Here is a 25,568-nt window from a genome sequence, read left to right on the forward strand (position 1 = left end):
CGAAGAATGAGCAGGCCGTCCGCGCTGCCCATTCCCCGATGGTCGCGGCGGAACGCGCCAGGAAGTTCGGCTCCTGGTATTACGCCGAACACGCCCTTAAGGTGATGAACGGCTACCGCTGGACGCTGCTCGCCTACAGCGTGGGCAATCCCGTGATGTATCTCTTCGCAATGGGAGTCGGCCTCGCCACGCTCGTGGACAGCAACAGCGCCGAGAGCGCTTTCGGCGGCGTTAGCTATCTTGCGTTCATTGCGCCGGCGCTCCTGTCCTCCGCCACGATCATGACGGCCGCCACGGAGTTCACCTATCCCGTCATGGACGGCTTCAAGTGGCGGCGCGTCTACTACGGTCCGCATGCCTCGCCGCTGGCCGTGCACCAGATCGTCAACGGATACATCATCGCGATCTCGCTGAGGCTCTTCCTGATGTCCGCGATCTACTTCACGATCGTTGCTGCCTTCGGTGCATCGCCATCTGCCTGGGGGTCGGTGGCAATCATCGTCGCCGTTGTCTGCGGGCTTTCGTTCGGGCTCCCGCTCATGGCGTACTCGGCCAGCGTCACCGAGGACAAGGGCCAGTTCGCGCTGGTCATGCGCTTCATCGTGACTCCGTTGTTCCTGTTTTCCGGCACCTTCTTCCCGCTCGAAACGCTGCCCATCTTCCTACGCTGGATCGGGTGGATCTCCCCGCTGTGGCACGGTACGGAACTGGGACGGGTGCTGACCTACGGGTATGACGAGCCGGTCTGGCTCTCGGCAATCCACATCCTCTATCTGGGGGCGCTGGCACTGCTCGGCTGGGTCCTGGCCCGCCGCATGTATGAACGGAGACTGGGCAAGTGAGCAACATTCTCACTGAAGAGGACTACCGGGTCCAGGTGAAGGACCGCCCGTTCAGTGCGCTGTACGCACGAAATGCCAAAGCAGTGATCGCGCGCGGACTCATGGCCACCAAGAGCAGCAACTGGCTGATCATGGTGTCCGGGTTCTTCGAGCCGGTGCTCTACCTCATCTCCATGGGGGTGGGCCTGGGCGCACTGGTGGGCACCGTCGTCGGGCCCGGCGGAGAGGAAATCAGCTACGCCGCCTACATAGCGCCGGCGCTCCTTGCAGTCTCCGCGATGAACGGCGCGGTCTATGACTCCACCTGGAACGTGTTTTTCAAGATGAATTTCGCAAAGCTTTACCAGGGTATGCTGTACACCTCGCTGGGGCCGCTGGATGTTGCGATCGGCGAGATTTTCCTCGCGCTCCTGCGGGGCGCCCTGTACGCCACGGGCTTCACCGCGGTCATGGGGCTGATGGGGCTGATCACCACGCCGTGGGCACTGCTGATGGTTCCGGCTTCCGTACTGATTGCTTTTGGCTTCGCCTCGTTCGGCATGGGCATCACCAGCTACATGAAGACCTTCCAGCAGATGGATTGGATCAATTTCGTGATGCTGCCGATGTTCCTGTTCTCGGCGACGTTCTATCCATTGAGTGTTTACCCGCAGGGCATCCAGTGGTTCATCCAGGCTCTGCCGCTCTGGCACGGCGTTGAACTGCTGCGTCAACTCAGTATTGGCATCTTTACCCCTGCAACGGCGGTCCATATCACCTATTACCTGGTGATGATCCTCGTGGGGATGGTCCTGACCACCACGCGCCTCCGGAAGCTGTTTCTGAAGTAGGAACGCGTAAGGACGGAAGGTGTCCGCGATTGCCTACCATTCGCGGTGGAGACGGCAGATACTGGGACCATGATTGGGAAATGGCACGCAACCGTCTTCGACTGCTCAAACACGGACCAGCTGGCGTCCTTCTATGAGGACCTGTTGGGCATGATCCGCGTCCAGCATGATGACAATGGGTGGATCACCATCGGTGATGCCCCGGACCGTCCGGCCCTCGCCTTCCAGCAGGTCGAAGGATACATGCCGCCGAGGTGGCCGGGCCAGGAGATCCCGCAGCAGGTGCATCTCGATGTCCGGGTGGAAGACCTCGACGTCGCGGAGCAGAAGGTGCTCGCGCTAGGGGCTACCAGTCTGGAGTCGGGGACGGGCACCTACCGGGTCTATCTGGACCCGGCAGGCCACCCGTTCTGCCTCGTGTGCTGGTAGGCACGGCTTGCTAACGGACCCTCAGGTGACCAGTTCGGCGTACACAACGTAGTTGTCGTCGAAGAGCCCGGTTTCCGGATCATAGCCGTCGCAGGTGATGAGCCGGAGCTCGGCGCCCTCAGTGTTCCCGTACACCTGCTGGGTGGGAAAGTCATCCTTCGGGTACTGCTCGCCCTTGGTCACTGCGAAAGTGGCGGTGGACCCATCCTTGCGCTTGACCTCGATGAGGTCGCCGGCCTTCAGCGCCCTGAGGTCCGCAAAGACGCCGGGGCCGCCGCCGGTGGCGTTGACATGGCCCAGCAAGACAGCCGGTCCGCGCTCGCCGGGCGTGGGGGACTGGTTGTACCAACTGGCTGGTGCTCCGGGTCCGTCCGGCGGCACTTCCAGGGACCCGTTTTCCCGTAGTCCAAGCGAGAGCAGTTCGGAACCCGCTTCGATGGTGGGTATCGAGAAGGAGACCGGTTCGGAAGCTTCCAGCACCGGCGGAAGGGCGGGTGTCTGGGAAGGCTCCGCGGAGGGGGACGTTTCGGGGCTCGCGGAAGGGGCCGTTGTTGCCGGCACGGAGGTAGCCGTCGTCGTCGTCGTCGTTGGGGCCTGAGCACCCTCGCTGCCGGTGCCTGTGCCGCAACCGGTGAGTATCAAAAGGGCGGCCGCCGCAGAAACTGCAAAGCTTCTGCGGCGGCCGGAGTTGGAGCTGATCATGAGATCAGATCAGTCCTTTACTTGGTGGTTGAGCGACGGACAGCGTAGGTGCCGCCGGCTGCTGCTGCCAGAACCAGGCCGCCACCGAGGGCGATCATGCCCAGGTTGGAGCCGGTCTCCTGAGCAACGCCGGTGTCAGCGCCACCCTCAGGCATTGCGCCCATCTGTGAAGCAACCAGGGTGCCACACAGAGCAGGCGAGGTTGCGCCGATCGGGAGGTCCGGGTTCAGGTCGCTCGGTGCGCTGAAGACCTCTTCGCTGACGCCTGCGGTGGCGGGATCGAGACCGTGGACAACAACGACGGCGGTGCCGGCGTCAAGCGCGTCCTGGGTTTCCTGGTTCAGTTCGAACGTGCGGGAAATGGTGTAGGAACCGCCCTGTCCGCCGAGTGCCAGGTCAAGACCGGCAGCAGGGCTGGTATCGCCGCTGGTGGACAGCGTGGTGACGATTCCGCCGTAGAACGGAGCGCCCTCGGTCACGCTGACGAGGCCGTCGCCGTCCGTGTCAGCAGCGGGCGTCGGGCAAGTGCCCTCCGCTCCACCGTGGATGTGCTGGACGTGCGGGTAAGGTCCGTCCATGAAGGTCTCGGCAAGGCCGGAGACCGTCAGGTTGACCGTGGCTTCGGTACCCTTCACATCAACCGTGATGCTGCCGGTGCCCGTGGTGCCGTTCAGCTGCCCGAGGGTCGAGGAGTAGTAGCCGGTGGCATGATCAGCCATTGCGGGTGCGCCGCCCATTGCCAGCAGACCCATAGCGAGGGTGGGGACTGCGAAAAGTGCTTTCTTGTTCATGATTCCTCCATGGTGCGAATGGGACGCGCACCGGAAAGGATGCGCATGACCTTAGTTCGGCGTGGGTTGCATCACGGATGGGTGTGATCTGAATTAAATTTCCCGCGCGCCTTCTTCGGATGCTCGAACCGTCTTTTCGCCGGTGGTGGAAGCAACCTTGCCCGCGCTGCCGGTTTGCGACAATAGAGGCATGCAACCACTGGGAACCTCTGGAAAAACCGCGGGCAAGGGACTGAGCCTGCGTATGGGCGGCGTAGGAATGGCCATCATGTTGGTGGTGTTTTTGGTGGCTGTGGTCTTCGCAGCCAATGAGAACGACGTCGTCGGCTGGCTGGTGGTCATCATCTCCCTTGGGTGGCTGCTGATTTTCAGCTTCGTGGTGTTTACGGTGCGCTCTGCCGCACGCAAGGCGAGCGCCCGGATCGACGAGTTCAACAGGGCCGCCGGCGGGGGCATGGCGGGCGGAGGCCCGGCCGGTACAAGCGCTGCAATGCGGGATCAGAAGCTCGATCACAGCTTCAAGATCGTCCAGGTCCAGGCCCGCGTGATCCGCGATCATCTCGGCACGGACCAGGGCATGGTGGACCGTGCGCTTGAAACCATCGAGATCACTTCCCACAATGCCCGCAGCATGATGAAAAACGACGACGACGGCCCGGTTGAGGGCACTGTCGTCGACTAGCGCTCCGGTAAGGTTGATCGGGTGAGTTCGGCACAAACCCTGATAAGCAGCAAGCACCCAGAAGCCCTTCGTATTGCCACCGTGAACGTGAACGGAATCCGCGCAGCATACCGGCGGGGGATGCAGGAGTGGCTTGAGGACAGGGACATCGACATCCTGTGCCTTCAGGAGGTGCGTGCACCGGACAAGGTGGTGCGGGAGCTCCTTGGGGACTCCTGGCACATTCTGCACTCTGAGGCCGCGGCCAAGGGCCGTGCCGGCGTCGCCGTCGCTTCCCGTCTGGAGCCCACGGAGACCCGCGAGCACATCGGTGACGAGTACTTCGCCTCCGCTGGTCGCTGGGTGGAAGCTGATTTCGACCTGGACGGAACCACCCTCAGCGTGGTCAGCGCCTACGTGCACTCAGGGGAGGCGGACTCGCCGCAGCAGCAGGACAAGTACCGGTTCCTCGACCTGATGTCGGCGCGGCTCACCGAGCTGCGCGGCACCCGCGACCACGCCCTGGTGGTGGGAGACCTCAACGTCGGACACACCACCCGGGATATCCGGAACTGGAAGGGCAACCTGAAGAAGGCGGGCTTCCTGCCGGAGGAACGCGCCTACTTCGATCATTTCTTCAGCGATGCGGTGGGTTGGGTTGATGTCCACCGTGACCTTGCCGGGGACGTTGACGGCCCTTACACCTGGTGGTCCTGGCGCGGCAAGGCATTCGACAACGACGCCGGCTGGCGCATCGACTACCACCTCGCCACCCCTGAACTGGCAACAGCCGCCACCACCGCCGTCGTCGATCGAGCCCACTCCTGGGAAGCGCGCTTTTCGGATCACGCGCCGCTCGTCGTCGACTACAAGCTCTTACAACCACAGGACTGATATGACCTCCTCCACAGCGACACGTCAGCGGGTTCTGTCCGGTATGCAGCCCTCGGGCAGTTCCCTCCACCTGGGCAACTACCTCGGAGCCCTCGTGCAGTGGGTTCGGATGCAGGACTCCTATGACGCGATCTACTTCATTCCCGACCTCCACGCCATTACCGTGCCGCAGGATCCGGCGGAGCTCGCTGAGCGCACCAGGTTGACCGCCGCGCAGTACATTGCCGGCGGTGTGGATGTGGACAAGTGCACGCTCTTCGTGCAGTCACACGTGCCTGAACACGCGCAGCTGGCCTGGGTGCTGAACTGCATTACCGGGTTCGGCGAGGCTTCCCGCATGACCCAATTCAAGGACAAGTCGCTCAAGCAGGGCACCGATTCCACGTCGGTCGGCCTGTTCACCTACCCCATCCTGCAGGCGGCGGACATCCTGCTGTACCAGCCGGAAGGCGTTCCCGTCGGTGAGGACCAGCGCCAGCATATTGAATTGAGCCGGGACCTCGCGCAGCGCTTCAATACGCGATTCGGAGAGACGTTCGTGGTTCCCAAGCCGTTCATCCAGAAGGAGTCGGCCAAAATTTATGACCTGCAGAATCCGACCGCCAAGATGTCCAAGTCCGCAAGCTCCGCGGCGGGACTGATCAACATCATGGATGAACCGAAAGTCACCGCCAAGCGCATTAAATCGGCAGTGACGGATGACGGCACGGACATTCGCTTCGATCGCGAGGAGAAACCGGGCGTCTCCAACCTGCTCTCCATCTATTCGCTCATGACCGGCATGAGTCTGGAGGACGTCGTCGGGCACTTCGAAGGCCGGATGTACGGTCACCTGAAGGTGGAGCTTGCGGACGTGGTGGTTGATCGCCTCGAGCCTGTGCGGGCACGCGCGCTGGAGTTGCTCGGCGATCCGGGCGAGCTTGACCGGCTGCTCGCGGTAGGCGCGGAAAAGGCGCGGGAAATCGCGTCGGTTACGCTGGCAGATGTGTTCTCAAAAGTAGGTTTCCTCCCTGCGCGCGGACGCGGACCGGCGGGTGCCTTCTAGGATCATGAGCCACCCCCTCAGCGACACCGAGCAGCACCAACCGACCTACGTAGTGGGCCGGCGTGCTGTGGAGGGCAAGCTCGTGGGTGTGGTGATCGCGATTCCCGAGCCCATTGCAGGCGAGCTCGAACGCTGGCGGGCCTCCTTCGGCGATCCGATGGCTGCTCTCGTCCCACCGCACATCACGCTGATCACCACCACCCCGGCCGCGGACTGGCCGTCGACCATCGCCCACGTGCGTGAGGTGGCCTCCGCGCAAAGTTCCTTCACGGTCACCCTGAAAAGCACCGGCACGTTCCGTCCGCTCACCCCTGTGGTCTTCATCAATGTCACCGAGGGTTTTGATTCCTGCGTTGACCTGCACCGGCGGCTACAGGCCGGGCCCCTTGCCCGCGACCTCGAGTACCCCTTCCACCCACACGTCACCGTGGCCCATGACGTAAGCGAAGCCAACATGGATTCGGCCGAGGTGCAGCTCGACGACTTCGAGGCATCCTTTACGGTACGTACCATGGGACTGTACGAGCACGACGTCACGGGCGTGTGGAAACTACGGGAAGAGCTCGCTTTTGGCCAGAACGCTACCGCCGGCGAAAAACCGGGCGCCTGATAACCCGTTCCCAACGGAGCGGATGAAGCTCAAGCTGAAGGTTCTGCAAGCCCGCCGCGATCTCGGCCGGGCCCGGCGGGAAAAGGGCGGGGGAGCACCCGTTCTTCTGGCCACCTTCCAATATCTGCTGGCCAAGCTGAACGCTTTCCGTCCCATGCGGGCTTTCCAGCTCTACACCAGTCGCCACGGTCCGCTCATGGCCGCAGGGATCGCCTACAACATGTTTTTCGCCATTGCCGCATTACTGGTTGTTGGTTTCTCAATCGCAGGGCTGGTAGTCGCCGGGAACACCGAATTGCAACAGATGATCGTCCGTGCAGTGGACCGAACCACACCCGGGCTCATCGACACTGACGGGGAGGGCACCAGCAGCACCGGGTTCGCCACAACCGAAGAGCTCTTCGACCTGGAGTCCGGGCTCAGCCTCGCCCTGCTCATCTCAACGGTTGTCATGCTCTTCACGTCGCTGCGCTGGATCGGGGGCGTACGCGAGGGGATGCGCGGTATCTTCGACCTGCCCGCGGTCCAGGCGAATCCCATCCTGGTCAAGCTCAAGGACCTTGGGATTCTGCTTGTGCTTGCGGTGGCGCTCATCGTCACCACCGCTGTCGGGCTGATTGCCAATACCGTCCTGGATCTGGTCCTTCAATGGCTGGGCCTGGATAGTGCTGCCAAACCGTTGACGCAAATCGCAGGCACGACGGTCACGCTCCTGCTGGATACCCTCGTCGCAGTCATCCTGTTCCACTCGGCCTCCGCCATCCAGATGCCCCGGGCCGTCCTGTTTCAGTCTGCCCTCATCGCGGGAGTGGGCAGCACCGTCCTGCGGACCTTCAGCACCCTCCTGCTGGCCGGAGTGGACCGCAACCCGCTGCTCGCTCCCTTCGCCGTCATCATCGGGCTGTTTGTCTGGTTCTTCCTGCTGAGCCAGGTCTACCTGCTGGCAACGGCTTGGGGCGCCATCGGTGCGGCAGATGCCCAGTCCGCCCGCTCCCGCGCACGCGGCGGCCGCGCACGGTCCCTGCGCCAGCGCAGCAGGGCGGCGGCGGCTAAAACCTCGGAACTTTCGGGCACCTAAAGCGACTTGGCCGGCGTCGAAGTCGCCGGAGCTGCGCAAAACTTCCGGGAACGACGACGGCGCGGCCACCTTTCGGTAGCCGCGCCGTTTCGTCCGCAGTAGAAGCGCTTTTAGACCTTGCGGGACAGGATGGCCTGCTTGACCTCGGCGATCGCCTGGGTGACCTGAATGCCGCGCGGGCACGCCTCTGTGCAGTTGAAGGTGGTGCGGCAGCGCCACACACCTTCCTTGTCATTGAGGATCTCCAGACGCATGTCGCCGGCGTCGTCGCGTGAGTCAAAGATGAAGCGGTGTGCGTTGACGATGGCCGCCGGCCCGAAGTACTGGCCGTCTGTCCAGAAGACCGGGCAGGATGAAGTGCACGCTGCGCAGAGGATGCACTTGGTGGTGTCATCGAACCGCTCGCGCTCCTCCGACGACTGCAGGCGCTCCCGGGTTGGCTCGTGGCCGCGGTTGATGAGGAAGGGCATGATCTCGCGGTACGACTGGAAGAACGGTTCCATGTCGACAATGAGGTCCTTCTCCACCGGCAGGCCCTTGATCGGTTCGACCAGGATGGGCTTGGAGGTGTCCAAATCCTTCAGCAGGGTTTTGCACGCCAGCCTGTTGCGGCCGTTGATGCGCATGGCATCGGAACCGCAGACGCCGTGCGCGCAGGAACGGCGGAACGAAACGGTGCCGTCATGCTCCCACTTCACCTTGTGCAAAGCATCCAGGACGCGGTCCGTGCCGTACATGGTGAGCTTCCACTCGTCCCAGTGCGCGTCATCAGAGACCTCGGGGTTGTAACGCCGCACCTTGAGGGTGATGTCGAAGGTTGGAATCTCACCTCCGCCACCTACTCCGGGTGCCAGGTCAACCTTCGAGGCCGGTTCTTTTTCGACTGTTTCGGTGCTCATCAGTACTTACGCTCCATGGGCTGGTAACGGGTGAAGACTACCGGTTTGGTCTCAAGGCGCACCCCGCTGGTTTCAGTGGCGGAAGGATCCTTGTAGGCCATGGAATGGGTCATGAAATTCTCATCATCACGCTCGGGGTAGTCCTCGCGGAAGTGGCCGCCGCGGGATTCCTGGCGATGCAGGGCAGCTGCCGTCATGACCTTGGCCATATCCAGCAGGAACCCGAGCTCAACGGCTTCCAGCAGGTCAAGGTTGAAACGCTTGCCCTTGTCCTGGACAGTGACGCGGGTGTAGCGCTCCTCAAGTTTGTCAATGACCTCGAGGGCTTCCTTGAGGGTCTGTTCGGTACGGAACACCTGGACGTTGGCGTCCATGATGTCCTGCAGTTCCTGGCGGATCTGGGCAACGCGCTCGCCGCCCTCTGAGCTGCGCATGGTGTCCAGCAGACGCTCGGTCTCGACCAGCGGGTTGTCCGGGATCTCAACGAACTCGGCTGTGACGGCGTACTCAGCCGCGGCGATTCCCGCACGCTTGCCGAAGACGTTGATATCCAGCAGCGAGTTGGTCCCGAGGCGGTTGGAGCCGTGAACGGAAACGCAGGCAACCTCACCCGCGGCGTAGAGGCCGGGGACAACGGTGTCATTGCCCTGCAGAACCTCAGCCTTGATGTTGGTGGGGATACCGCCCATTGCATAGTGCGCGGTCGGGAACACGGGCACCGGCTCGGTGTACGGTTCCACGCCCAGGTAGGTACGGGCAAACTCCGTGATGTCCGGCAGCTTTGCGTCGATGTGCGCTGGTTCGAGGTGCGTCAGGTCCAGGAGGACGTAGTCCTTGTTGGGCCCGGCGCCGCGACCCTCGCGCACCTCGTTGGCCATGGAACGCGCCACGATGTCACGGGGTGCGAGGTCCTTGATGGTGGGAGCATACCGCTCCATGAAACGCTCACCCTCGGAGTTGCGAAGGATTGCGCCCTCGCCGCGGGCCGCCTCGGAGAGCAGGATCCCGAGCCCGGCCAGGCCGGTGGGGTGGAACTGGAAGAACTCCATGTCCTCCAGTGGGATACCGCGGCGGAAGGCAATGCCCATGCCGTCGCCGGTCAGCGTGTGCGCGTTGGAGGTGGTCTTGTAGACCTTGCCTACACCGCCGGTCGCGAAGACAACCGACTTGGCCTGGAAGACGTGCAGCTCACCGGTGGCGAGGTCATAGGAGACGACGCCGGCAACCCGCTTCCGGATGCGTGTTACGCCGTCTACGGTGAACTCCTCGTCCACCGTCAGCATGTCCAGTACGTAGTACTCGTTGAAGAACTCGACGTTGTGCTTAACGCAGTTTTGGTACAGCGTCTGCAGGATCATGTGACCCGTGCGGTCAGCGGCGTAACAGGAGCGCCGGACGGGGGCCTTTCCGTGGTCCCGGGTGTGGCCTCCGAAGCGGCGCTGGTCAATGCGGCCCTCGGGCGTGCGGTTGAACGGCAGGCCCATCTTCTCGAGGTCCAGCACGGCGTCGATTGCTTCCTTCGCCATGACCTCAGCGGCGTCCTGGTCAACCAGATAATCGCCGCCCTTCACGGTGTCGAAGGTGTGCCATTCCCAGTTGTCTTCCTCGACGTTGGCGAGGGCGGCGCACATGCCACCCTGCGCCGCACCCGTGTGTGAACGGGTGGGGTAGAGCTTGGTCAGTACAGCCGTCCTTGCGCGCTGGCCGGATTCAATCGCGGCGCGCATGCCGGCGCCACCTGCGCCCACAATAACGACGTCGTACTTATGGACCTGCATACTGTGCTCTTTCTGTTGAAACTGGTGGTGAAGCGGGCCGCCCTGGTGCCTTGGCGACCAGCGGCCGAAAAATTACGGCGCCGGGCAGTAGTCGGCGACGTGCGGGACTCCGTTGACCACAGGGCACGGATCGAAGGTGAAGATCACGAGGGTGCCGAGCACAACGATGACGACCGTGGAGACGTACAGCACGTTCTTCAGCCAGAACCGGGTGGAGTCCTTTTCCGCGTAGTCATTGATGATGACGCGGACACCGTTGGTGCCGTGGAGCATGGCGAGCCAGAGCATGACGAGGTCCCAGACCTGCCACAGCGGATCCGCCCACTTGCCGGCGACGAAGCCGAAGTCAACGCCCTCAATGCCGTCTCCGGCGATGAGGCTGGTCCACAGGTGGACGAAGATCAGCACCACAAGGACCACACCCGAGAGCCGCATGAACAACCATGCGAACATCTCGAAGTTTCCCTTGGAACTGCCGCTGCGCCGGTACTGCGGTGAAATGCGTCCGGAACGGGGAGATTCAACGACGGGAGCAGCCATGGCTTAGTGACCTCCGAAAACAACGGCGAGATGGCGGATGGAGAAGGCGATCATGGTGACTGCCCAGAGCCCGACGACGGCCCACAGCATCTGGCGCTGGTACCGGGGGCCCTTCTTCCAGAAGTCCACCAGGACAACGCGGAGGCCATTGAACGCGTGGAAGACAATGGCGCCTACCAGTCCCAGCTCTCCGAGACCCATGATGGGATTCTTGTACGACTCGATCACGGCGTCATAGGCCTCGGGCGAAACCCGCACCAAAGAGGTGTCCAGCACATGCACGAGTAGGAAGAAAAAAATCACGACGCCGGTAATACGATGCGCAACCCAGGACCACTGGCCTTCGCGGCCGCGGTAGAGGGTGCCTGCTGGTGTCTTCGACACTGAAAAACCTCCCTGTGTCGCAGGGGCGTTAGCGCGTCTTCAACGCTGGAATGTCGCCCCGCGAGAGCACTCTTTCCACAAGCCTAATCTAGGCCCGGCCGATGGGGTGTTCAATTTAGGCAGCCCTACGTTGTGACCTTGTTAACAGAGGGTTGTTACAAGTGATATGCGGGGCGGTTGAAGCGCTGTGTTCCCGCTGGGTTAATGTGGGAGCGATGAGTACTCATGAGCACAGCCCCCTGGACCGCTTCCACGGTGTAATCCCGGCAGGCGGAACCGGCACGCGGCTGTGGCCGCTGTCCCGTGCGGCCGCACCCAAATTCCTGCATGACCTGACCGGCTCCGGCAGCACCCTGATCCGTGCAACCTACGAGAGGCTGCAGCCGCTCAGCGGCAAGCGGATCATGGTCGTCACGGGCAAGGCCCACCGGAGGGCTGTGCGCGCGCAGCTGCCGGAGCTGAAGGACCCGGACCTCGTCCTGGAGAGTGAGCCAAAGGATTCGGCCGCCGCGATCGGCCTGGCCGCGGCAATTCTCTATCACCGGGATCCGGAAATCATCATGGGCTCCTTCGCAGCGGACGCAGTGATCGCGCCCGCCGAAGATTTCCAGGCAGCGGTCCGCGAAGCCGTCCATACCGCTGCTGAGGGCTACATCGTGACCATCGGGATCCTGCCTACCCATCCATCCACGGGGTTCGGCTATATCCGGGCCGGAGAGCCGCTGAAGATCGACGCGGCGCCGAGTGCCCATTCGGTGATCGAGTTCGTGGAGAAGCCTTCGGTGGCAGTTGCCCGGGAGTACATCGACAGCGGTAAGTACAGCTGGAACGCGGGCATGTTCGTGGCTCCGGTGGCGCTCATGCTCAAGCACTTAGAAGCGAATGAGCCCGTGCTCTACGCCGGCCTCATGGAAATCGCCGCCGCGTGGGACACCCGGTCCCGCAACGAAGTTGCAGCCCGCGTCTGGCCCACCCTGCCGAAGATCGCGATCGACTACGCCGTTGCCGAACCCGCTGCAGCGGCCGGAGATGTAGCCATGATTCCCGGCAATTTCAGCTGGGATGACGTCGGCGACTTCGCCGCGATCGGCCGCCTCAACCCGGCCATGGAGAACAGCGAGCTCACCGTCATGGGAGAGGGTGCACGTGTCTTCTCTGAGAACGCGTCGGGAATTGTGGTGTCGGATACCAAGCGTGTGATCGCGCTTATCGGAATTGACGACGTCGTTATTGTGGACACTCCCGACGCACTTCTGGTGACAACCAAGGAACACGCGCAGGAAGTGAAGAAGGCGGTGGAATCGCTGCGCGCCAGCGGTGACGTCGACGTCCTCTGACTGCACGCTTGGGATGGTCGCGGTCAACGGAGCTGCGAGTCGCTCAATGACGCGGGGTTGAAGCGGCTGTCCGCAGGTTCGTTACGCTGGTGAAGTGCAGAAAACTTCCACTGAAGCTCCCGTAGTCCCACATATCGGTGTGTGGACCGCTCCGATGCTGGATGAGCTGACGGGGTTTCGGCGCGATCTCCACAACCATCCGGAACTGTCCCACAAGGAGTACCGCACCACTGACCGGCTCGTTGAGCGGCTGGAGGCGGCCGGACTGAGGCCGCAACGCCTCGAGGGAACTGGCCTGTACGTGGACATCGGTGAAGGTGACATCCGGATCGGCCTGCGGGCAGACATCGACGCCCTGCCCATTCTTGAGGAGACCGGGCTGCCCTACGCCTCTGGCTCGACGGGCATCGCCCACTCGTGCGGCCATGACATCCACACCACCGTCATGCTGGGGGTTGCGTTGGTGCTGGCGAAGATCGACGCGGAAACTCCGCTGGGCGGCCGGGTGCGGGTGATCTTCCAACCCGCTGAAGAGACCATGCCGGGTGGAGCCCTGGACGTGATCGCCCAGGGAGTCCTCTCCGAAGTTCCCCGGATTCTTGCGCTGCACTGCGATCCGCGTATTGACGTCGGACTGGTGGGAACCCGCATCGGCGCCATCACCTCGGCGTCGGATACCGTCCGCGTGGAGCTCAGCGGACGCGGCGGGCACACGTCCCGGCCGCATCTCACCGAGGACCTCGTCTTCGCCCTCGCGCATATCGCGGCCAATGTCCCGGCCGTCCTGTCCCGGCGTATCGATGTGCGCAGCGCCGTCTCAGTGGTGTGGGGCCAGATGCACGCCGGCTCCGCTCCCAACGCCATCCCGGCGCACGGCTTCATGTCCGGCACCATGCGGTGCCTCGACGGCGAGGCCTGGGAAGCGGCGGGCGACCTCATGGATGAAACCGTGCGGCAACTCGCTGCTCCGTTCGGGGTGGATGTGAAGATCGAACACACCAGGGGAGTCCCGCCTGTGGTGAACACGGAGGCGGAGACCGGGCTGATCGAGGCAGCCGCCCGCGCGGAACTCGGCCCCGATTCAGTGGTCCTCACCCCGCAGTCAATGGGCGGGGAGGATTTCGCCTGGATGACCCAGAAGGTGCCCGGGGCCATGATGCGCCTTGGTACCCGCACCCCGGGCGGCGAAACCTATGATCTGCACCGCGGGGATTACCGGCCTGATGAGCAGGCGATCGGCTGCGGCGTGCGCGTCATGGCAGCTGCCGCCATGCGGGCAGTCCTCGGTCTCCGGCACTAGTCTTCGGCGCTAGTCGGCCAGGCCCGGGAATCGGGCCCGGGAATTCACACGGGCCCGCTGCGGTTGCCACGTAGCGTGAGCAGCTCCAACAGTCCCCGCGTGCCCCTGTCCGTCCTCGACCTCGCTACCGTCGGATCCGGTCGTTCCAGTTCCGATGCCCTTGCCGACAGCACGAGGCTTGCCCAGGCCGCAGACGGTCTGGGACTGACCCGTTTCTGGGTGGCCGAGCACCACAACATGCCCTCCGTTGCCTCCACCAGCCCTTCGGTGCTGATTGCCCACCTCGCTGCAAAGACGTCGCAGATCCGGCTGGGGTCAGGCGGCGTCATGCTGCCGAACCATGCGCCCTTCGTGGTCGCAGAGCAGTTCGCGCTGCTGGAGGCGCTGCACCCCGGCAGGATCGACCTCGGCATCGGCCGGGCACCGGGTACGGACCAGATGACAGCGATGGCCCTGCGCCGCCAGACCGACGGGCTCGGCGTCGAAGAGTTCCCCCAGCACGTCCTCGAAGTCCTCGCGCTCCTGGGTGACAACCGGACGCCTGACCGTGGAATGCGGCTGGCGGCCACGCCGGCGGCGTCGTCCTTCCCCGATGTGTGGCTGCTCGGCTCGAGCGGCTACTCCGCGCAGCTGGCGGGGATGCTCGGCCTGCGCTACAGCTACGCCCACCACTTTGGCAATGAGGACCCGGCCGCGGTCATGCGCCTCTACCGCTCCAACTTCCAACCCTCGCCCGCCCTCGCGGAGCCGTACGCAATGCTGGCTACGTCGGCGCTGACGGCCGCCACCGCGGAAGAAGCCGAATACCTTGCGGGACCGGCGAGGGTGATGGCGCTGTCGCTGCGTTCCGGCCGGCCGGCGCCGATCGTACCGCCCCAGGAGGCCGCCGAACGCACCTTCACGGACCAGGAGCAAATGATGCTCGATCACCTGCCCGCAATCAAGGCGGTTGGGACTGTCCAGCAGGTGACCACGCGACTGGAGGAGCTGGTGGAACTCACGGGAGTCCAGGAACTCATGATCACCGGAACAACCTACGACGTCGACTCCCGCATTGATTCCCTCACTTCCATTGCGGAGGTGTGGGGCAGGGTGCCGGCGCAAGCTCCAGCCGCCGGATAGGTCTACCTACCCGTTGGTAACAAAACTTGAACAATGTAGAAACCGGGCGGCGCTTTGGTAGTGTGCCCGGTCACTCCGCGTTAGAGTAAGCTTCATCATCGAGTCCCGAATTTGAGGCGGGACCGGCGCCACGAACATCAATGAAAACAGAGCTTGTATCCCCGCTTCAGGGCAGTGCAGACGGACACTCATTGATCTCTTGTTCGTGGGCTTACTTCTTATCGGAGGAACATTGAAGAATTCACGGAGCTTGATTCAGCGCCGCACCGGCATGTCCGTTGCAGCACTGGGGGCTGCGGCCCTTCTCCTGGCCGGCTGCGGCGCGCCGCCGGCCGAGACCGAAGGCGGCGGATCCGATCCCGCGGCCGAGGCAACCGACTACACCGGCTGCATCGTTTCCGACTCGGGCGGATTCGACGATCAGTCGTTCAACCAGTCCAGCTACGAGGGCATCAAGGCCGCCGAAGAATCGCTGGGCATCGAGATTCAGCAGGCAGAGTCGCAGGCTGAGACCGACTTCACTCCCAACGTGAACTCCATGGTCACCTCGGGTTGCGACATGATCGTCACGGTCGGTTTCCTGCTGTCTGCCACCACTGCCGAGGCAGCGGAAGCAAACCCGGAGACCAACTTCGCCATTGTTGACGACAACCAGATCGACCTGCCGAACGTCAAGCCGATCATCTACGACACGGCGCAGGCCGCGTTCATGGCGGGCTACCTGGCCGCGGGTACCTCCGAGACCGGCAAGGTTGCCACCTACGGCGGTATCCAGATCCCCACCGTGACCATCTTCATGGACGGGTTTGCTGAAGGTGTTGCTTACTACAACGAGCAGAAGGACGCCGACGTCCAGCTCCTCGGCTGGGACAAGGAAGCACAGACCGGCACGTTCATCGGTGACTTCTCCAACCAGGCTGCAGGCAAGACCAACACGCAGAACTTCATTAACGAGGGCGCGGACATCATCATGCCGGTGGCCGGACCCGTGGGCCTCGGCACCATCGAGGCCGTTGAGGAAGCCAACGCAGACGGCGGCAGCAACAAGGTGATCTGGGTTGACTCGGACGGCTTCGAGACCGTTGAAAGCGGCACCGAGTACATCCTCAGCTCCGTCATGAAGCTCATGGGCGAAGCAGTGGAGCAGGTCATCACCGAAGACGTCAACGGCAACTTCAGCAACGAGCCGTACGTCGGCACCCTGGAGAACGGCGGCGTTGCACTTGCCCCGTTCCACGACCAGGAGGAAGCCGTCTCCGACGAGATGAAGGCTGAACTTGAGGAGATCAAGGCAGGCATCATCTCCGGCGAGATCACGGTCGAGTCCGAGGCAAGCCCCCAGTAACACCGCTCGAAAACGCGCCGCCCGCTCCCAGGATGGTTCTTGTGGTCCTGCAAGGAGCGGGCGGCGCGTTCGCGTTACGGTTGAATTGATTCTGCATGCTGGCGCCGGCGGACGGGACGAGGTGTTTCCTCACCGTCGCTGCCCAGCTCCCACAAAGGACAGGTTGGTTGGGGTTGTGAAGCTCGAACTGCAGGGAATCACCAAACGGTTTGGCTCCCTTGTTGCCAATGACAATATCGATCTGGTGGTGAACCCCGGCCAGGTGCATTGCCTCCTCGGCGAGAACGGTGCCGGCAAGTCGACCCTCATGAACGTCCTCTACGGACTGTATGAACCCAGTGACGGGCGCATCCTGGTGGACGGAAAGCCGGTCACCTTCCGCGGGCCGGGTGATGCCATGGCCGCCGGTATCGGCATGGTGCATCAGCACTTCATGCTTATCCCGGTCTTCACGGTCGCCGAGAACGTGGCGCTGGGCGATGAGCACACCAAGGCCGGCGGCATCCTCGACCTCGACAAGACCCGCGCACGCATCCGCGAGATCTCCGACCGCTACGGATTCGACGTTGATCCCGATGCCCTCGTCGAAGACCTCCCCGTGGGCGTGCAGCAGCGGGTGGAGATCATCAAGGCATTGGTCCGCAAGGCGGAGGTGCTGATCCTGGATGAGCCCACTGCCGTGCTCACTCCCCAGGAAACCGACGAACTGATCCAGATCATCGAGGAGCTGAAGGCGGGCGGCACGGCCATCGTGTTCATCTCGCACAAGCTGCGTGAAGTGAAGGCAGTCTCCGATGTCATTACGGTGATCCGCAGGGGCGCCGTCGTCGGAACGGTTGAACCCACCGCCAGCACCGGAGAACTGGCCACGATGATGGTGGGCAGGCAGGTCAGTCTCAACCTCAACAAAGCGCCCGCCAAGCCCGGTGAAACCACTTTCACCGTGCGCAACCTCACCGTTCCCGGGCCCGGTGGGCAGAATCTGCTGGACAACGTCAGCTTCGAGATTTCACAGGGCGAGATCCTGGCAGTCGCCGGCGTGCAGGGAAATGGCCAGACGGAGCTCACGGAAGCGATCCTCGGGCTGCACCCGCATGCCTCGGGATCCATTCAGCTCAACGGCAAGGAACTGCTCGGAATGAAGGTCAAGGACATCATCCGCGAAGGCGTGGGTTTTGTTCCTGAAGACCGCAAGGTGGACGGCCTGGTGGGCAGTTTCTCGATCGCCGAGAACATGATCCTGAACTGGTACAACGAGCCGCCCTTCGCCAAGGGACTGGCCATGAAACCGTCAGTGGTCCTCAAGAATGCCCGGGATAAAGTCGCGGAGTTCGACGTGCGGACCCAGAGCGCCGAAGCGCCCGTCAGCACGCTCTCCGGCGGCAACCAGCAGAAGGTGGTCCTGGCCCGGGAACTGTCACGGCCGCTGAACCTCTTCATTGCCTCCCAGCCCACGCGCGGCGTGGACGTCGGCTCGATCGAATTCCTGCACAAACGCATCGTGACAGAGCGCGACAGCGGCACACCGGTGATGATCGTATCCACCGAACTCGATGAAATCAGTGAACTTGCGGACCGCATTGCGGTCCTGCACGGAGGAGAACTTATGGGCGTGGTGCCCGGCGACACGTCGCGCGACGTGCTCGGACTCATGATGGCCGGGATGACGGCCGAAGAGGCCCTGGGACAGGGCCAGCACCGGGGAACCGGGGAGGAAAACCGATGAGCGCCGCGAACAGGGGTACCGAAGCCGGAGCCGAGGACACTGCTGCGCCGCCGCCGGCACCGGGCACCGGTGATACAACGCCGGCACCCGAGGACTCCGAGGACCGCGGCCGCGGAATTCTGAAGAGCATTGTCACCGGCTCCTCGCTCGTGGCGATTCTCGCCGTCGTGCTGTCGATCGTCCTCGGCGGGATTCTCATCGCGCTGACGGACGAGGACGTCGCCGCAGCTGCGTCGTACTTCTTCACCCGGCCTACTGACACCCTCGTGGCAGCCTGGGAAGCGGCAAGCAGCGCGTACGTGGCGCTGTTCCAGGGTGCGGTGTTCAACCCGCGCGCCGATTCCCTTGCCCTGATGTTCCGCCCGCTCACGGAGACCTTCACCGTGGCAACGCCGCTCATCCTCGCGGGCCTTGGCGTGGCGGTCGCCTTCCGTGCCGGGCTGTTCAACATCGGTGCACAGGGGCAGATCATCCTCGGCGCCATGTTTGCCGGCTGGATCGGATTCTCCTGGCACCTGCCCTTCGGCCTGCATCTGGTCTTCGTTGTCCTCGCTGGGTTCGTGGGCGGCGCCCTCTGGGGGTTCATTCCCGGCATCCTCAAGGCGCGCACCGGTGCGCACGAGGTCATTGTGACCATCATGCTGAACTACATCGCCATCTACCTGGTCGGATATCTGCTGACCACCCCGTCCTTCCAGAATCCGGGATCGGCTAACCCGATCAGCCCGCGATTGGACGAAACGGCGCTGTTCCCCCAGATCCTCGGTCCGCAGTTCCGCCTGCACCTCGGTTTCCTGGTGGCGATCGCTGCAACTTACGGCGTCTGGTGGCTGCTGAACCGGTCCACCGTCGGCTTCGAACTCCGCGCCGTGGGCGCCAACCCGTTCGCTGCGCGCACCGCGGGCATCAGCGTGACCAAAGGCTACGTCGTCGTCATGATGCTTGCCGGCGGTCTCGCCGGCCTGGCCGGAGTTGCGCAGGTGGCAGGAACCGAGCAGGTGCTGACCAGCGGTATTGCGGCGAGCTTCGGGTTCGATGCGATTACCGTTGCGCTGCTGGGCAGATCCCATCCGTGGGGTGTGTTCTTCGCGGGCGTGCTGTTCGGTGCGTTCCGTGCGGGAGGCGTGCAGATGCAGACCCTCACCGGCACGCCGATCGACATTGTCCTCGTGGTGCAGTCACTCATTGTCCTTTTCATCGCCGCGCCGCCGCTGGTCAAGGCGATCTTCCGGATTGACCGGAAGGAAAAGCCGTCCCGCAAGAACCAGAAGGCGACCACATCCGGAGGTGCAGCATGAGCATCGCAGCATCGGTGACTGATTCACGGGTCACGGGATCATCGACCAGGAGCTGGAAGGCGCCGATCGGATTCGGTGTCGGAGCCCTTTTGGCGTTGTTCGTCTTCGCACTCGGCGGGCCGGCGACCACCGCTGTCTTCCGGGTCTCGGATGATTCCGACCGCTTCCGTCTCGCGGACATCGCGCTGCCGGCGAACGTGGTCGGTTGGGTTGTGGCCATCGCCCTCATCGCAATCACGGTCTACTCATACCTGCAGGTGCGCCGCGGCGCGAGCATCAACCGCTGGGCCGGCATCGCCTACGCGTTCCTCTTCGTGGTCGGATTCCTTACCTGGGTGGTGGGGATTGCTGATCGCCCAACCATCTCCCTAGCGGGCCTGGTGGCAGGATCAGTGACGCTGGCCATCCCGCTGATCTTCGGATCGCTGTCCGGGGTACTGTGCGAGCGCGTCGGTGTCGTCAACATCGCGATCGAGGGCCAGCTGCTCTCCGGAGCGTTTGCCGCAGCCGTTGCCGCATCGGTGTCCGGCAGCGTCTACGTGGGACTGATCGCCGCCGCCTTCGCCGGCGTCCTGGTCTCGCTGATCCTCGCGATCTTCAGCATCAAGTACCTGGTGAACCAGATCATTGTCGGCGTGGTTCTGAACGTGCTGGTTTCCGGACTGACCGGCTTCCTCGCTTCCACGCTCCTGAGCCGTGACTCGGCAACGTTCAACTCCCCGCCGAGCCTGCCGGACATCCGCATCCCGCTGCTTGCGGACATTCCGGTCATCGGGCCGATCCTGTTCCAGCAGACCATCGTCGGCTACTTCATGTACGCCGCCGTCATTATCATCTGGCTCGGGCTGTACCGCACCAAGTGGGGGCTGCGCGTACGGGCCGTGGGCGAGCACCCGCAGGCTGCAGACACCATGGGCATCAAGGTCAACGCCACGCGGTTCTGGAATGTCCTTCTGGGCGGTGCTGTTGCCGGGTTCGGAGGTGCGTTCTTCACGCTGGTTTCGGTGAGCACGTTCACCCGGGACATGACCGCGGGTCAGGGCTATATTGCCCTCGCCGCGCTCATCTTCGGACGCTGGAACCCGATCGGCGCGTTCTTCGCGGCCCTGCTGTTCGGCTTCGCGACCAACCTGCGCTTTGTCCTGTCCATCATCGGGACGGACGTCCCGAGCCAGTTCCTGGCCATGCTGCCGTATATCGTGACCATCCTGGCGGTCGCAGGCCTGGTGGGGCGGTCCCGCCCGCCGGCAGCCGGCGGCATCCCCTACGTCAAGGAGTAGAGCCATGGGAACCATGGATGAAAGCACGACGACGACGGCCGGCTCTGCCGCTGACCTCCCATGGGAGGCTCTCGCCGAAGCGGCAACCGCTGCAATGCGGAAGGCATATGTCCCGTACTCCAACTTCCCGGTGGGGGCTGCCGCCCTGACGGACGACGGGCGGATTGTTTCCGGCTGCAACGTGGAGAACGCGTCCTATGGGCTCACCCTCTGCGCGGAGTGCTCGCTGGTCAGCCAGCTCCAGATGACCGGCGGTGGCAGGCTCGTCGCTTTCAGCTGTGTGGACGGGGACGGCAACGCACTGATGCCGTGCGGACGCTGCCGTCAGTTGCTCTATGAATTCCGGGCGCCGGGCATGCAGCTGATGACCGTGAGCGGAATCCGGACCATGGACGAGGTACTGCCCGACGCGTTCGGCCCGCAGCACCTCGCAGACGCGGGCAGGTCAGCCGCCGGCACTACAGAGACAGGAAGCACCGAATGAGCGAACAGTTCGACGCCGTTGACATCATCCGCACCAAGCGTGACAGGGGCACTCTCAGCCCGGCCCAGATCGACTGGACCATTGACGCCTACACCCGCGGTGCGATCGCGGACGAGCAGATGGCCGCGCTCAATATGGCGATCCTGCTCAACGGCATGGACCGCACGGAAATCTCACGCTGGACGGCCGCGATGATCGCCAGCGGCGAGCGGATGGATTTCTCCGCCCTTGGCAAGCCGACCAGTGACAAGCACTCCACAGGCGGTGTCGGAGACAAGATCACCCTCCCGCTCGCGCCGCTGGTCGCCGTCTTCGGCGTCGCCGTGCCGCAGCTTTCCGGGCGCGGCCTCGGCCACACCGGAGGCACACTTGACAAGCTCGAGTCCATTCCGGGCTGGCGCGCCCAGCTGTCAAACGACGAGATGATGGCCCAGCTGGCCGACGTCGGCGCCGTCATCTGCGCGGCGGGCGCAGGGCTGGCTCCTGCCGACAAGAAGCTGTACGCGCTGCGTGATGTCACCGGGACAGTGGAGGCCATTCCGCTGATCGCGTCGTCGATCATGAGCAAGAAGATCGCTGAGGGAACGGGTTCGCTGGTCCTCGATGTGAAGGTGGGCAGCGGCGCGTTCATGAAGGACGAGGCCCAGGCCCGCGAGCTTGCCGAAACCATGGTGGCCCTCGGTACGGACGCCGGGGTGAAGACCGTTGCCCTCCTGACCAACATGTCTACCCCGCTCGGGCTGACGGCGGGCAACGCCATCGAGGTTGAGGAATCTGTTGAGGTACTTGCCGGCGGCGGCCGCAGGACGTCGTTGAGCTGACGGTCCGACTGGCGGAGGAGATGTTGACTGCCGCCGGCGTACGCGATGCTGATCCCGCTCAGGCGCTCAGGGACGGCCGTGCGATGGACGTCTGGAACCGCATGATCGAGGCGCAGGGCGGGGACCCTCGCGCTGCGCTCCCCGTCGCCCGGGAGTCCGAAACCATCTATGCACCGGCCGACGGAGTCCTCGTCGGGCTCGATGCCCTGGCCGTCGGTGTTGCTGCCTGGCGCCTGGGAGCCGGACGCGCACGCAAGGAAGATGCGGTCCAGGCCGGAGCGGGTATCCGGCTGCATGCCAAGCCCGGCGCTATGGTCCGCGCGGGAGAGCCGCTGATGACCCTCCTGACTGACACCCCCGAGAAGTTCGATCGCGCGCGTGAGGCGCTGGAAACCGCCGTCGTGATTGTACCCGACGGTGCGCGCCCGGCGCAGCAGCTCATCATCGACCGCATCGCCTGAGCCGAATCGCCTGACATCAGGGGCCCTCTCAGGGGCCCCTGTCAGGGTACTCACCTACTACCTGGGGACGAGTCCCGTACCGGGAACATCACCCCATTGGGCGACGCGGCGGGAGCGGGTCAAACCATAACCTTGGAAAAAGGCTGGATCAGGGGTTCTACAGGGGCATACCCCATGGACCCTCCTGATCCACGGCTGGCATGGTTCTTATAGAAGGTCACTGACCCACCTGGGGCGGCGGCAACCGGAGCCGATCCGCACAATCCAAGGAGCGCAGGTAGTGGACGCGATTAATGCTGTCACGAATGGACTGAGTGATTTCATTCTCAGCACCGCCGAGCAGCCCTGGGTCTACCTGCTGGTGTTCATCTGCTGCACGGTTGACGGGTTCTTTCCGCCGTTCCCCAGCGAGTCAGTGGTGGTGGGTCTCGCGTCGCTGATTATCACCGAGGGCGTGCCCAACGCCTGGCTCCTGATCCTTGTCTCTGCCCTCGGGGCGTTTGCCGGTGACAATATCGCCTACCTGATGGGCAGGGGCGTCGGTACCCAGCGCTTCCGGTGGATGCGCCGTCCACGCTCGCAGAAGGCGTTCGAATGGGCCGGCTACGAACTTGAGAAGCGGGCGGCATCATTGATCCTGGTTGCACGCTTCATTCCCTTCGGACGCGTGGCGGTCAATCTCACGGCCGGCGCAACCGGCTACTCACGACGGCGCTTCGTTGCGCTGACGGGTATTTCCGCCCTGGCCTGGGGGAGCTACTCGGTGGGGATCGGCGCCCTTGCCGGCGCGTGGTTCGAAGACAACCACCTCCTGGGCGTCACTGTTGCGATAGCGATCGCCGTGGTCCTCGGCTTCATCGTTGACCGCATCATCAGCGCTGTGCGCGGCTCGACCCCCACGAGGCCGCGCCCGGAGCCGCTGCACCCACGCACCCCTGAACCGGACAGTCTGGAGGAACCCGCAGCGAAGTCACTGGCCTCGCGTAGTCTTGGCCTGTGACTGAACCAATGACTTCCCTTGCTCCTGACCTCACCTTCGACATCCGTGCCCTGCCGAAAGTTTCGCTGCACGATCACCTGGATGGCGGACTCCGGCCTGCGACGATCATCGAACTCGCCGAAGCGGTAGGCCACCAGCTTCCTTCGACCGATCCGGTTGCACTGGGCCAGTGGTTCCGTGACTCCGCAGACTCCGGTTCCCTGGTGCGCTACCTGGAGACGTTTGACCACACCATCGCGGTCATGCAGACCCGCGACGGTCTCTCCCGCGTGGCGCAGGAGTTCGTGGAAGACCTGGCAGACGACGGCGTGGTCTACGGAGAAGTGCGCTGGGCACCGGAGCAGCACCTCACCGGGGGATTGTCCCTCGATGAGGTTGTCGAGGCGGTCCAGGAAGGTCTCGACGCCGGCGTGGAGGCAGTTGCCGCACGCGGCCGCACCATCCAGGTGGGACAGCTGATCACCGCCATGCGGCACGCGGACCGCGGTCAGGAGATCGCCGAACTGGCGGTCCGCCACCGCGAGCGCGGCGCCGTGGGCTTCGACATTGCCGGCGCCGAGGACGGCTTCCCCGCCGCCCGCTTCGCGGACGCCTTCACCTACCTCGCCCAGCACCAGTTCCCGGCAACGGTCCATGCGGGTGAGGCTGCCGGCGTCGAGAGCATTGTCGACGCCCTCGTCAGCGGACGCGCGCAGCGGCTGGGCCATGGCGTGCGCATCGCTGAGGACATTACGGTGGAATTCGATGACGACGGCGGTTCGGACGCCCCGGTCGGCATGGCCAGCCTGGGCCAGGTGGCCGCGTGGGTCCGCGACCGCGGTATTCCCCTCGAGGTCTGCCCGTCGTCGAACCTGCAGACCGGAGCGATCGAGGCCTTCGGCAAGGACATCACGAGCCATCCGATCGACCTCCTGTACCAGCTCGGTTTCAACGTCACCGTCAACACGGACAACCGCCTGATGAGCGGTGTCACGCTCACCGAGGAGTTCGAGCTCCTCGTTGAAACCTTCGACTATGACCTCGATGACCTGCTTGAGTTGACCCTCAACGCCGTGGAAGCCGCGTTCATCCCCCTCGACAGCCGCACCGCTCTCGCGGAGCTCATCGCGCAGGGGTATGACGGCGCCAACGGCGCATGACCCAAAGCGCCCAGCGGGCGGGAGCGGCCCTCGAGCGCTTGGTCGACGTCATCGGGCAGCTCCGGGAGCGCTGCCCCTGGATGGGTACGCTGACCCACGAATCGCTCGCCGAGTACCTGCTTGAGGAGTGCTACGAGCTTTTGGAGGTGCTTGAGGGGCCGGCCAGCGTTGCTGAACTGCGCTCCGAACTCGGGGACGTCCTCCTGCAGGTGGTGCTTCACGCACGCCTGCAGGAGGAAAGCGGATCGTTCGCCCTGGCGGAGGTCATCGACGGACTCACAGCAAAGATGATTCGGCGGAACGCGCACGTTTTCACTCCCGACGGCGGTCTCCGGGACGTACCGACCTCCTCGATTGCGGAGATCGAAGCGTCGTGGCACAGCATCAAGGCGCAGGAACAGCCCGACTCCACGCCGTTTGCGAGCATCCCGGCGGGGCTTCCGGCGCTCGCAGCGGCGGCGAAGACGCTCAAGCGCGCACGCCGCAACGGAACCTCCGGGCGAGAGGAAGGCGGCGTCGTCGAGCCGTCGGTTGAAGCGGACCCGGCGTCGGAGGACGAGGTCGGCCGGGTGCTCCTCGCCGTCGTCGGGCGTGCAGTTGACGCGGGGCTGGATCCTGAGCGGGCGCTGCGCGTTGCTGTGCGCAGGTACCAGGATGAGCATCTCGCGCGGTCTGGCTCGGCCGTGCCCGTCGTCCCCAAGTGAAAAGAGCCCGTCACGGTCGGCCATCGACGGCCGCTTTCAATTAGGCTGAGTACGAATCCCCGCGCAGA

25 protein-coding genes and 1 pseudogene are annotated in these 25,568 nt (G+C 63.9%); 20 read left to right on the top strand and 6 right to left on the bottom strand.

Annotation, left to right across the window (positions count from 1 at the left end; genetic code table 11):
* Positions 1-38 precede the first annotated feature (38 nt).
* The 3 genes from AC1MBU_RS06825 to AC1MBU_RS06835 all read left to right on the top strand — a co-directional run bounded on the left by AC1MBU_RS06825 (position 39) and on the right by AC1MBU_RS06835 (position 2,101).
* A complete protein-coding gene (locus AC1MBU_RS06825; protein ID WP_479789731.1) occupies positions 39-842 on the top strand; it encodes an ABC transporter permease in 804 nt (267 codons plus the stop codon).
* Positions 843-847: 5 nt separating this feature from the next.
* On the top strand, positions 848-1,672 hold the full coding sequence (locus tag AC1MBU_RS06830) for an ABC transporter permease (protein WP_346028738.1): 825 nt from the start codon (positions 848-850) through the stop codon (positions 1,670-1,672).
* A gap of 69 nt (positions 1,673-1,741) precedes the next feature.
* Positions 1,742-2,101 (top strand): VOC family protein, encoded by a 360-nt coding sequence (locus AC1MBU_RS06835; protein ID WP_479789581.1) that lies wholly within the window; start codon positions 1,742-1,744, stop codon positions 2,099-2,101.
* Positions 2,102-2,122: 21 nt separating this feature from the next.
* Here AC1MBU_RS06835 and AC1MBU_RS06840 read toward each other — a convergent pair whose 3' ends face one another.
* Both AC1MBU_RS06840 and AC1MBU_RS06845 read right to left on the bottom strand, forming a co-directional pair.
* Complete coding sequence (locus AC1MBU_RS06840; protein ID WP_479789584.1) at positions 2,123-2,803, bottom strand: class F sortase; 681 nt, start codon at positions 2,801-2,803, stop codon at positions 2,123-2,125.
* Positions 2,804-2,820: 17 nt separating this feature from the next.
* Positions 2,821-3,594 (bottom strand): CHRD domain-containing protein, encoded by a 774-nt coding sequence (locus AC1MBU_RS06845; RefSeq protein ID WP_277358189.1) that lies wholly within the window; start codon positions 3,592-3,594, stop codon positions 2,821-2,823.
* Between the two features lie 190 nt (positions 3,595-3,784).
* On the opposite strand from AC1MBU_RS06845, the gene AC1MBU_RS06850 reads away from it, so the two are divergent.
* The 5 genes from AC1MBU_RS06850 to AC1MBU_RS06870 are packed head-to-tail and all read left to right on the top strand — an operon-like array spanning position 3,785 to position 7,882.
* A complete protein-coding gene (locus tag AC1MBU_RS06850; RefSeq protein WP_277358188.1) occupies positions 3,785-4,276 on the top strand; it encodes a hypothetical protein in 492 nt (163 codons plus the stop codon).
* 21 nt (positions 4,277-4,297) lie between these two features.
* Positions 4,298-5,149 (top strand): exodeoxyribonuclease III, encoded by an 852-nt coding sequence (locus AC1MBU_RS06855; RefSeq protein WP_277358187.1) that lies wholly within the window; start codon positions 4,298-4,300, stop codon positions 5,147-5,149.
* Between the two features lies 1 nt (position 5,150).
* On the top strand, positions 5,151-6,194 hold the full coding sequence (trpS, locus tag AC1MBU_RS06860; protein ID WP_479789588.1) for a tryptophan--tRNA ligase: 1,044 nt from the start codon (positions 5,151-5,153) through the stop codon (positions 6,192-6,194).
* A gap of 4 nt (positions 6,195-6,198) precedes the next feature.
* Entirely contained in the window at positions 6,199-6,804 is a 606-nt protein-coding gene (locus AC1MBU_RS06865; RefSeq protein ID WP_479789590.1) for a 2'-5' RNA ligase family protein, read from the top strand.
* A 22-nt stretch (positions 6,805-6,826) separates the two neighbouring features.
* On the top strand, positions 6,827-7,882 hold the full coding sequence (locus AC1MBU_RS06870; protein WP_346028477.1) for a YihY/virulence factor BrkB family protein: 1,056 nt from the start codon (positions 6,827-6,829) through the stop codon (positions 7,880-7,882).
* A 110-nt stretch (positions 7,883-7,992) separates the two neighbouring features.
* On the opposite strand, the gene AC1MBU_RS06875 is transcribed toward AC1MBU_RS06870, so the two are convergent.
* The 4 genes from AC1MBU_RS06875 to sdhC all read right to left on the bottom strand — a co-directional run bounded on the left by AC1MBU_RS06875 (position 7,993) and on the right by sdhC (position 11,483).
* On the bottom strand, positions 7,993-8,781 hold the full coding sequence (locus AC1MBU_RS06875; RefSeq protein WP_056548921.1) for a succinate dehydrogenase iron-sulfur subunit: 789 nt from the start codon (positions 8,779-8,781) through the stop codon (positions 7,993-7,995).
* Positions 8,781-10,559, bottom strand: a complete 1,779-nt coding sequence (sdhA, locus tag AC1MBU_RS06880; RefSeq protein WP_479789593.1) for a succinate dehydrogenase flavoprotein subunit — start codon at positions 10,557-10,559, stop codon at positions 8,781-8,783. Before sdhA ends, AC1MBU_RS06875 begins: the two co-directional genes overlap by 1 nt.
* Before the next feature lie 72 nt (positions 10,560-10,631).
* On the bottom strand, positions 10,632-11,099 hold the full coding sequence (locus AC1MBU_RS06885) for a succinate dehydrogenase hydrophobic membrane anchor subunit (RefSeq protein ID WP_277358183.1): 468 nt from the start codon (positions 11,097-11,099) through the stop codon (positions 10,632-10,634).
* A gap of 3 nt (positions 11,100-11,102) precedes the next feature.
* A complete protein-coding gene (gene sdhC / locus AC1MBU_RS06890) occupies positions 11,103-11,483 on the bottom strand; it encodes a succinate dehydrogenase, cytochrome b556 subunit (RefSeq protein WP_056548914.1) in 381 nt (126 codons plus the stop codon).
* Between the two features lie 215 nt (positions 11,484-11,698).
* Here sdhC and AC1MBU_RS06895 point away from each other — a divergent pair, with 215 nt between their 5' ends.
* The 12 genes and pseudogenes from AC1MBU_RS06895 to AC1MBU_RS06950 all read left to right on the top strand — a co-directional run bounded on the left by AC1MBU_RS06895 (position 11,699) and on the right by AC1MBU_RS06950 (position 25,500).
* The gene (locus AC1MBU_RS06895; protein WP_277358182.1) at positions 11,699-12,820 is read left to right on the top strand and encodes a mannose-1-phosphate guanylyltransferase; all 1,122 of its coding nucleotides are present in this window, start codon (positions 11,699-11,701) and stop codon (positions 12,818-12,820) included.
* Between the two features lie 154 nt (positions 12,821-12,974).
* Positions 12,975-14,120 carry an amidohydrolase gene (locus tag AC1MBU_RS06900; protein ID WP_479789732.1) on the top strand — a complete coding sequence of 382 codons (1,146 nt, stop codon included), beginning with the start codon at positions 12,975-12,977 and terminating at the stop codon, positions 14,118-14,120.
* A 75-nt stretch (positions 14,121-14,195) separates the two neighbouring features.
* Positions 14,196-15,242, top strand: a complete 1,047-nt coding sequence (locus tag AC1MBU_RS06905; protein ID WP_479789596.1) for an LLM class flavin-dependent oxidoreductase — start codon at positions 14,196-14,198, stop codon at positions 15,240-15,242.
* Positions 15,243-15,513: 271 nt separating this feature from the next.
* Complete coding sequence (locus AC1MBU_RS06910; protein WP_428831052.1) at positions 15,514-16,587, top strand: BMP family lipoprotein; 1,074 nt, start codon at positions 15,514-15,516, stop codon at positions 16,585-16,587.
* Between the two features lie 175 nt (positions 16,588-16,762).
* A complete protein-coding gene (locus tag AC1MBU_RS06915) occupies positions 16,763-18,313 on the top strand; it encodes an ABC transporter ATP-binding protein (RefSeq protein ID WP_479789598.1) in 1,551 nt (516 codons plus the stop codon).
* Positions 18,310-19,611 carry an ABC transporter permease gene (locus AC1MBU_RS06920; RefSeq protein ID WP_277358178.1) on the top strand — a complete coding sequence of 434 codons (1,302 nt, stop codon included), beginning with the start codon at positions 18,310-18,312 and terminating at the stop codon, positions 19,609-19,611. Before AC1MBU_RS06915 ends, AC1MBU_RS06920 begins: the two co-directional genes overlap by 4 nt.
* Positions 19,608-20,891 (top strand): ABC transporter permease, encoded by a 1,284-nt coding sequence (locus AC1MBU_RS06925; RefSeq protein WP_277358177.1) that lies wholly within the window; start codon positions 19,608-19,610, stop codon positions 20,889-20,891. The genes AC1MBU_RS06920 and AC1MBU_RS06925 overlap by 4 nt, the downstream gene beginning before the upstream one ends.
* A gap of 13 nt (positions 20,892-20,904) precedes the next feature.
* The gene (locus tag AC1MBU_RS06930; protein WP_277358228.1) at positions 20,905-21,375 is read left to right on the top strand and encodes a cytidine deaminase; all 471 of its coding nucleotides are present in this window, start codon (positions 20,905-20,907) and stop codon (positions 21,373-21,375) included.
* A pseudogene (locus AC1MBU_RS06935) lies at positions 21,372-22,657 on the top strand (thymidine phosphorylase). The gene AC1MBU_RS06930 and the pseudogene AC1MBU_RS06935 overlap by 4 nt, the downstream one beginning before the upstream one ends.
* A 280-nt stretch (positions 22,658-22,937) precedes the next feature.
* A complete protein-coding gene (locus AC1MBU_RS06940; protein WP_277358175.1) occupies positions 22,938-23,657 on the top strand; it encodes a DedA family protein in 720 nt (239 codons plus the stop codon).
* A complete protein-coding gene (locus tag AC1MBU_RS06945; RefSeq protein WP_479789599.1) occupies positions 23,654-24,796 on the top strand; it encodes an adenosine deaminase in 1,143 nt (380 codons plus the stop codon). Before AC1MBU_RS06940 ends, AC1MBU_RS06945 begins: the two co-directional genes overlap by 4 nt.
* Positions 24,793-25,500: a MazG nucleotide pyrophosphohydrolase domain-containing protein gene (locus tag AC1MBU_RS06950; RefSeq protein WP_479789600.1), complete on the top strand. Its 708-nt coding sequence runs from the start codon at positions 24,793-24,795 to the stop codon at positions 25,498-25,500. The genes AC1MBU_RS06945 and AC1MBU_RS06950 overlap by 4 nt, the downstream gene beginning before the upstream one ends.
* Positions 25,501-25,568: the final 68 nt, after the last annotated feature.

The sequence above is a fragment of the Arthrobacter sp. PTI12 genome, assembly GCF_056679915.1.